This is a genomic window from Caulobacter sp. B11 (genome assembly GCF_002737765.1).
Lineage (GTDB): Bacteria > Pseudomonadota > Alphaproteobacteria > Caulobacterales > Caulobacteraceae > Caulobacter.
On sequence record NZ_PEGG01000071.1, the window covers coordinates 1 to 7160 of the forward strand.

9 protein-coding genes and 3 pseudogenes are annotated in these 7160 nt (G+C 68.3%); 4 read left to right on the top strand and 8 right to left on the bottom strand.

Annotated features, from left to right (window positions below; all coding sequences use genetic code 11):
* Positions 1–395: 395 nt before the first annotated feature.
* Positions 396–1027, top strand: a pseudogene (locus CSW58_RS04485) (NAD(P)H-dependent oxidoreductase).
* Between the two features lie 19 nt (positions 1028–1046).
* On the opposite strand, the gene CSW58_RS04490 reads toward CSW58_RS04485, so the two are convergent.
* The 4 genes from CSW58_RS04490 to CSW58_RS04505 form a co-directional block, all read right to left on the bottom strand.
* Complete coding sequence (locus tag CSW58_RS04490) at positions 1047–1526, bottom strand: hypothetical protein (protein ID WP_099446473.1); 480 nt, start codon at positions 1524–1526, stop codon at positions 1047–1049.
* A 22-nt stretch (positions 1527–1548) separates the two neighbouring features.
* Complete coding sequence (locus CSW58_RS04495; protein ID WP_143755071.1) at positions 1549–1764, bottom strand: hypothetical protein; 216 nt, start codon at positions 1762–1764, stop codon at positions 1549–1551.
* Between the two features lie 23 nt (positions 1765–1787).
* Positions 1788–1991 (bottom strand): hypothetical protein, encoded by a 204-nt coding sequence (locus tag CSW58_RS04500; RefSeq protein ID WP_099446475.1) that lies wholly within the window; start codon positions 1989–1991, stop codon positions 1788–1790.
* A 67-nt stretch (positions 1992–2058) separates the two neighbouring features.
* Positions 2059–2646 carry a hypothetical protein gene (locus CSW58_RS04505; RefSeq protein ID WP_143755072.1) on the bottom strand — a complete coding sequence of 196 codons (588 nt, stop codon included), beginning with the start codon at positions 2644–2646 and terminating at the stop codon, positions 2059–2061.
* A gap of 143 nt (positions 2647–2789) precedes the next feature.
* On the opposite strand from CSW58_RS04505, the pseudogene CSW58_RS04510 reads away from it, so the two are divergent.
* Positions 2790–3118, top strand: a pseudogene (locus tag CSW58_RS04510) (PadR family transcriptional regulator).
* A gap of 14 nt (positions 3119–3132) precedes the next feature.
* Entirely contained in the window at positions 3133–4104 is a 972-nt protein-coding gene (locus tag CSW58_RS04515) for a hypothetical protein (RefSeq protein ID WP_099446477.1), read from the top strand.
* 37 nt (positions 4105–4141) lie between these two features.
* Here CSW58_RS04515 and CSW58_RS04520 read toward each other — a convergent pair whose 3' ends face one another.
* Complete coding sequence (locus CSW58_RS04520; RefSeq protein ID WP_099446480.1) at positions 4142–4327, bottom strand: hypothetical protein; 186 nt, start codon at positions 4325–4327, stop codon at positions 4142–4144.
* 385 nt (positions 4328–4712) lie between these two features.
* Here CSW58_RS04520 and CSW58_RS04525 point away from each other — a divergent pair, with 385 nt between their 5' ends.
* Entirely contained in the window at positions 4713–5822 is a 1110-nt protein-coding gene (locus tag CSW58_RS04525; RefSeq protein ID WP_099446478.1) for a cell wall hydrolase, read from the top strand.
* Here CSW58_RS04525 and CSW58_RS04530 read toward each other — a convergent pair.
* The 3 genes and pseudogenes from CSW58_RS04530 to CSW58_RS04540 form a co-directional block, all read right to left on the bottom strand.
* Positions 5782–6588, bottom strand: coding sequence for an SDR family oxidoreductase (locus CSW58_RS04530; RefSeq protein WP_099446479.1), 807 nt, complete (start codon positions 6586–6588; stop codon positions 5782–5784). The two genes, CSW58_RS04525 and CSW58_RS04530, sit on opposite strands and share 41 nt — an antisense overlap.
* An 84-nt stretch (positions 6589–6672) precedes the next feature.
* Positions 6673–6855, bottom strand: a pseudogene (locus CSW58_RS04535) (YegP family protein).
* An 84-nt stretch (positions 6856–6939) separates the two neighbouring features.
* A partial coding sequence (locus CSW58_RS04540) for a helix-turn-helix domain-containing protein (RefSeq protein WP_143755073.1) occupies positions 6940–7160 on the bottom strand: 221 nt, incomplete at its 5' end.

Here is a 7160-nt window from a genome sequence, read left to right on the forward strand (position 1 = left end):
ACGATCCAGGCCGTTTCGTCTGACGCGCGGCGGACCCTCAGGCGCGCCATACCGCCCCTGAACGAAGGCGCGGCTCAACACCGCCGCGGTGCTCCATTGGGACCAGGAGGCCATTCCCAGCCTTGATCCCAGGCGGATTCGACAAGCGCGTCCTGTCCTGTCGCTGTCCTTCGGCCATCATCGCATCTGAGGCGGCCGGGGAGGCGGACAGCAAGCCCTCAGAGACGAAATAGGGCCCGCGCGCGGGAGGCGTCGCCTGTGGGGCGGGCTCGTGCGCCGCCCCTCCGCTCGCCTTGACCTGTGGGAAAACAGGAACCGCATCCGTTGCGATTTCAGTCGGCGACGCCAACATCAGGCCTCTTAACCGCCGCGTGCGGGTCAAACGAGGTTCCTCCGTGCTGCTTGAAAAGTTGAACTGGCGCTACGCCACCAAGAAGATGGATCGGCCAAGGCCGTGTCGGACGACAAGGTCGAGCGCATCGTCGAGGCCGCCCGCCTGGCCCCCACCTCCAGCGGCCTGCAGCCGTTCGAGGTCATCGTGGTGACCAATCCGCAGGTCCGCGAGAAGATCAAGGCCATCGCCTGGAACCAGAGCCCGATCACCGACGGCTCGCACCTGCTGGTCTTCGCCGCCTGGGACAATTACACGGCCGACCGCATCAACCACATGTTCGACCTGGTCAATGAACAGCGCGGCATCCGTAACGAAGGCTGGGAAAACTATCGCCAGATGCTGCTGGCCTCCTATCCGCAGCGCGATCCGCAGCTCAACTACGAACATGCCGCGCGCCAGGCCTATATCGCCTTTGGCCTCTCCCTGGCCCAGGCGGCCTTCGAAGCGGTCGACGCCACGCCGATGGAGGGCTTCGACCCCGCCTCGCTCGACGAGATCCTCGGCCTGCGGGCCCGTGGCCTGCGCTCGGTGGTCATCGCGCCGCTGGGCTACCGCCAGCCCGAGGGCGACTGGCTGGTCAATCTCAAGAAGGTCCGCCGGCCGCGCGACCAGTTCGTCACCGAAGTGAAATAGCGGTCAGGCGCGGGCGACGTCAGGCGTCGCCCGCGCCGCTTTTGGGCGTCAGTCCCCCAACCGCGTCAACAGGGTCAGGGCGCGGTCTGCCAGAGGTCCTCGGCGCTGTAGGACTCGATCCGGCCGATCGGGCGACAGCCGCGACAATGTCGGGTCGGGCGCGCAGGGCCGCCGCGCGCCGGTCGAGCATCCGGTCGTGGTCGCTCGCGAAGGGAAGGGCGGGCTTGTCCTGCAGGATCAACAGGGCCTTGCCGCGTTCCAGCGGATCCTTCAGGCGTTCGATCAGCAGGGCTGCGGCCCCATCAAGATCATCGCGGCATAGCCGAGCCCAGAAAAGGTTGGCGCGACCGTCCGCGCCGAGGGCCTCCAGCGGTTTGAGCGCGGCTTCGGCGGTCGCCATGTCACCGAGGGTGGCGGCGGCGCAGCTCCTGACAAACAGACCGACAGACTGGCCGTAGGGCGACATCTGGTCCAGGCGCACGGTGGCCACCGTGGCCAAGGCGGCCTTGGGCTTCCGCCGCTCAACTGGGCCCGCCCAGGTTCAGGGTTTGGCTGACATTGGCGCGACCACCCTCGGGCACTCGGGCCCCGACGGCCAAGGCCTCGATCGCCTCAGCGCGGCGGCCCACCAGCTTCAGGGCCGTGTTGTGCACATTGTGGGCCCAGGCCAGCGCCTCGGTGAGGTCCGTGAACGCCTTGGGATTCGTAGTGACCCGGCCAAGGGCCGCTTCGATCACCACCAAGGCCTCCGGCGCCCGGTTCAGGCGATGAGGGCCTCGGTCCGAGCGGTCTGGCCGGCCAGGAGGGCAGGGTGGGCCGGGATCAGAGCGTCAACCTGTTTGAGACGCGCCATGGCGCCGATCCTGGGCGAGAAGCGGTCGGGTCCGGCGGCGCCCAGCCGGTCAAACCGCTTGTCGGCGCGCATCGCGATCCGCTCGTCGGGGTCGGTGATCCGGCCCGCCACGGCCTGGGCCTCGGCGAGCCGGCCATTTGACAGCAGTGTCCGAGGGCGTATTCGCTCCAGAGGGCGCTCAGATCGGTGAACACATCGTCGGGCGCCAGGCCCGCCCGCTCCATGGCGTCGGTGAGGGCGAACAGCCTGGCCTGTCCATCGGGCAGGCTCCGGGCGCGATGGCGCCAATAGTAGAGCTTGCCGTCGCTGAGGGCGTCGAACTCGGTGGGAAGCGCTGAGCGAGAACCGTCAGGCTTCTTAGGGCCTCCTCGGGAGCGTCCGTCGGACCGGCGATATCCAGCCGCAAGGTCCAGTCGACGGCCACGGCGTCGGGCATTTCCGAGGCCACGACGATGGCCTCGGTCGCGGCGGACCAATCCTCGGCGTCGGCGGCCAGTCCAGCGATCATCAGGATGACGCCGTGGCGCAGCGGGGAGGCGGCCGCTTCGAAGTCCTGGCGCTTTCGCACCGTCTTCAGGACCTGCATGGCGTGCTTCAGGTCAGTGTTGTCGATATCGGCCTTGGCTTCCTGAATGGCCAGGACCAGAGCGTCGTCCGCCTTGGCGGCGACGGTGACAGCCGATGGAGACCGGATGTCGGCCTGGGCGAGCGGCGGGACGGCCAGAACAAGAAGGACCCAAGCGGCCAGAAACAATCGACGCAACATCAGTCCCCCAAGAACAAACTCAGGTTGAACCACAACACGGCGAAGCTGTGAATGGCAATGGCGCCCGATTTGACTCCCCTCTTACCTGTGTGTCATACAGTGTATGTCACACACCAAGTGGCGCACACCATGTGGCGTACATCATGCCGACCGACACCGACGTTTTTGAAACCCTGCGCCAGGAACTGCGGCGCGGAACCCTGATCCTGGCCGTGCTCGCCCAGCTCAAGGTCGAGCGCTACGGCTATGGCCTGCGTCAGGCCCTGTCCGCCGTGGGGCTGGAGATCGACGAAGGCGCGCTCTACCCGATGCTGCGGCGTCTGGAGGGCAGGGCCTGCTGACCAGCGAATGGCGCGAGGAAGACAAGCGCAAGAAGCGCTTCTACCGCCTGTCGTCCGAGGGCGAGGCCGTTCTGGCCCGCTTGTCGGTCGAGTGGCGCGCCATGAACACCACCCTTCAATCCCTGATCTAGAGGCGCGCCCAACCATGGACCTGCTCGAACACTATCTGGGCGCCGTCGCCGCCCTGCTGCCCAAGGCCCAGCGACAGGACATCGTCGCCGAACTGCGCGACCTGCTGCTCAACCGCTTCGAGGAGAAGGAGGCGGCCCTGGGCCGGCCGCTCGACAAGAAGGAACGCGAGGCGGTGCTGGTCGGGTTCGGCCATCCCCTGGCGGTGGCCGGACGCTATGGCCCGCAGCGGGTGTTGATCGGGGCCGAGCTCTATCCCTTCTACATCTTCGCGGTGAAGGCGGCCCTGGCCATCGCGGCGATCGCCGCGGCGGTCCCGCTGGCCATCCTGGCGGTCACCGGCAAGACCGACCTGACCCGCCTGCTGCCGCAGCTGGTCGGCGACTTCGTCCCCACCGCCCTGATGCTGATCGGCGCGGCCACCCTGATCGGGGGCGCGATCGAGCGGGGCTGGATCAAGCTGGGCGATCGTCATCCCTGGCGGGTCGCAGACCTGCCCAAGCTGCCCCTGGGCCGCAAATCCTATCTGGAGCGGCGCTTCGAGGCGCTGTTCGAGCTGATCTTCATGGTGCTGTTCATCCTGTGGTGGACGCGGCTGGTCGATGCGCCGTTCTCGGTGACCGGCGACATTGATGGGCTGACCCTGGCGCCGGCCGCCGTCTGGGCCTCGCTCTACTGGCCGATCCTGGTCCTGGCGGCGTTCCAGGCGACGGCGGGGCTGGTCGGGGTGGTCAAGCCCAGCTGGGTGCGGTTGCGGGCGGTGTTCGAGATCGCCGGCGGTCTGGCCGGCCTGGTGGTGGCGGCCCTGCTCTATCAGGCCGGAAGACTGGTGGTGGTGAGCCCGGACGCGGCCCCAGACGCGGCGCGCTTCCAAATGACCCTCGACGCGACCTTCCAGATCGTCCTGGTGGTGGCCGTGGCGGTCAATGTCGGCACGATCCTGGTCCAGGCCTGGCGGCTGTTCCGAGGGGGTCGCGGGCGGGCCTGAGGTCGCGAAGGGGGCGGGAAGCCCCCTTCGCTGGGCTCTATTTCGGCTTGGCGGCGGTGTCGACCACGGCCCCGACCGCGGCGCCGGCGACGGCCCCGACCGGACCGGCGACCACGGCCCCGGCGATGGCGCCGGTGGCGGCGCGCTGCTGCATGTTGTGACCGCAGGCGGACAGGGACAGGGCGACGAGAAGGGCGACAGGTGCGAAGCGAAGGGCGGTCATGATGATCTCTCTGAACAAGCCGGAACGTTGTTCAGTAACGGGCTGGGCGCCCCATGGTTCCGCTTCAGCACCACGGGCCTCTGCACTCACCGTGGGCCTCAGTAATCGCCGCAATGCGGAATCTTTGAGCTGTCCAGTTTTATCGTGAGAATCAAGGCGTTAACCATTTGATCTGAACGGTCGGCGCCCAAAATTCATGCTGCAGTGCATCAGAAGCTTGCGACTCGTTCACGGATGCGTCATAAGGCGGTCATAAGCAGGACTTCGGCCACTATCGTGAACCGGTCGAGCCTCCGCTTTCAGAGCCGCCCGAGCGTAATTTTACCGGGTCTTTGAGGGCGTTTTGTCGGGGGGCGTATCGCCCTCGCCGCGCAGGACACGAGTTTTGAACATCAAGTCGCAGACGTGCGCAGACGCGCGCGCGCTGATCGGCGCCGTATTGGTCGGATCCGTCACGGGTCTGGCGCTTGGCGGCGTCTATCTGGCGGGGGGCATGGCCCAATCCGCCGCTCAGCACGCTCAAGTGTCTCGCCTGGCCGGCGGCGCCTCGGAGGGTTTCTCCGATGTGGCGCTGCACCAGACCGCGTCTCGGATGGACGCCGGCGCCCTCGCCGTCGCCCGTCGTCATGACCCCTATACCGTCGCCGGCGGCGCCCAGCGCGACCGCCAGGCGTCCCTGTTCGCGGCCCGGCTCGAAGAGCGCCATCGCGGCGACCGAGCCCCGCTGCTGCTGCGGACCAGCTTCGGCGGTCCGTTCAATCCGGCCGTCGCGCCGTTCCGCCTGACCAACGCCCTGGAAAGCTCGCGTGAGCTCGAGTGCCTGGCCGACGCGGTCTATTACGAAGCCCGCGGCGAGACCCCCCGCGGCCAGGCGGCCGTGGCCCAGGTGGTTCTGAACCGCGCCCGCCATCCGGCCTTCCCCAAGTCGATCTGCGGCGTGGTGTTCCAGGGCGCCAACGCCAAGACCGGCTGCCAGTTCAGCTTCGCCTGCGACGGCTCGATGCGGGCCCGCCGCGAACGCGGCGCCTGGAGCCGGGCCGAGCGGATCGCCGCGCGCGCCCTGTCGGGCACGGTGATGGCCGAGGTCGGCGCCGCCACCCATTTCCACACCACCGGCGTCTCGCCGGGCTGGGGCTCGCGCCTTCTGCGGGTCAGCCAGGTGGGCATGCACGTGTTCTACCGCTTCGGCGGTCGGGCCGGCGCGCCGGACGCCTTCAGCCGCCAGCCTCGCCCATCCACGGTCGGCGACCTGCCCAACGCCCCCGTCCTGACCAGCCTGCCCAGCCCGCTCGGCGCGGACGGCCAGCCGGCCCCGCTCTATGTGGCCAACGCCATGCCCGTCGCGACCTCCGCGGCCCCGGGCATGGGCGGTCCGTCCGGTCGGGCCACCGAACCGGCCTCGGCCCCGGCCATGCATCCGATCATGGTGACCGGCGACAAGACCGGAGAGGGCCTCAAGTCGACAGCATCGGCCGCGACCGGAGCTGCTTCCTGAGGTTTCCCGGCAGGTGATTGCTGGCGAAGCGCATCTGCTTGGCGCGGGCCCCGACGAAATAATGCAGGGCCTTGCCGGCCACCGCCTGCCAGATCACCTCGGCGGCGTCCTCGACGGGATAGACTTCTAGCCCGCCCGAGCGCAGGGCGTCGGCCATGTTGGCGTTGGAGCCGGCCGCTCCGGTCTGCAGGATCGGCGTCTCGACGAACCACGGCATGACGCAGGCGACGCTGACCCCGTGGGCGGCATATTCGACGTCCAGGGCCTCGGATAGGCCGCGCACCGCGAACTTGGTGGCCGAATAGACCGCCAGCTGCGGCGAGCCATAGAGGCCCGCGCAAGAGGCGATGTTGATCAGCCGGCCGCCGGCCGCCTTGAGCAGGGGCAGGGCGGCGCGGGCCCCGTTGACCACGCCCTTGATGTTGATGTCGATCTGCAGGTCGCTGTCGTCGGCCGAGATGGTCTCGAAGGCCCCGAACTTGGCGATGCCGGCATTGTTGAGCAGCACGTCCATCCGACCGTCGGTCAGCTTGCCGAAATCGGCCAGGGCCTGGTTCCAGTCGGCGCGATCGCGGACGTCGAGATGGTGGATCGAGCCATTGGCCGGGCCCACGGCGATCAGGGCGGCCTTGAGGCCGAGATTGTCGATGTCCGAGAGACCGACGAACCAGCCCTCGGCCGCGAAGCGCTTGGCCGCCGCCAGGCCGATGCCGCTGGCGGCTCCGGTGATGAACACGGCCTTGCGGCCCTCTGCGCTGGCGGTCATGGGATCGAGCCTCCCCGGGACGTCTGTTTGTTATCAACGATCAGACGCCGAACGGCCGGGGAGGTCAAGAGGGTTGGGGCGGCCTCAGTCGTCGGTCTGGTCGTCGATCTCGGCGGCGGGGCCGTTCTTCTTGATCGATTCGATGGCGTTCTTGGCCGAGGCCTTCGGAGGAATAGCCCTCGGTCGAGAACATGACTTCGCCGTTGTAGGAGAAGTTCACCGGAACTCGCCCGCCTTGTCTTTCTTGATGATGAAGGTGTGAGCCATGGACGCGTTTCCCTTTGGGCGTTTCAGGACGGGTCGGTCACCCGTCGGCCCGAGCCTCTTCCAGCAGGCGGCGGCTGTCAATCGTCAAGCTTCGGCCAGCGTCGAGGCATTGCCGCGGGCCGCGCGGCGTAGAGCCTGGGGCGGCTGGCCGAAGGCGCGGACAAAGGCCCGTCGCATGCGCTCGGGATCGCCGAAGCCGGTTTCCAGGGCCACGTCCTCGACCTGCAGCGGCTGGCTGTCGAGCAGGGCGCGGGCCGCCTCGACCCGCAGGCGCTCGATGGCCTTGGCCGGGGTGGTTCCCGTCT

What these genes read in the sequence shown, in the direction of transcription:
- CSW58_RS04505 (WP_143755072.1), bottom strand. Translation starts at nt 2,646, where the DNA reads ATGTTGCGTCGATTGTTTCTGGCCGCTTGGGTCCTTCTTGTTCTGGCC.
- CSW58_RS04515 (WP_099446477.1), top strand. Translation starts at nt 3,133, where the DNA reads ATGGACCTGCTCGAACACTATCTGGGCGCCGTCGCCGCCCTGCTGCCC.
- CSW58_RS04520 (WP_099446480.1), bottom strand. Translation starts at nt 4,327, where the DNA reads ATGACCGCCCTTCGCTTCGCACCTGTCGCCCTTCTCGTCGCCCTGTCC.
- CSW58_RS04530 (WP_099446479.1), bottom strand. Translation starts at nt 6,588, where the DNA reads ATGACCGCCAGCGCAGAGGGCCGCAAGGCCGTGTTCATCACCGGAGCC.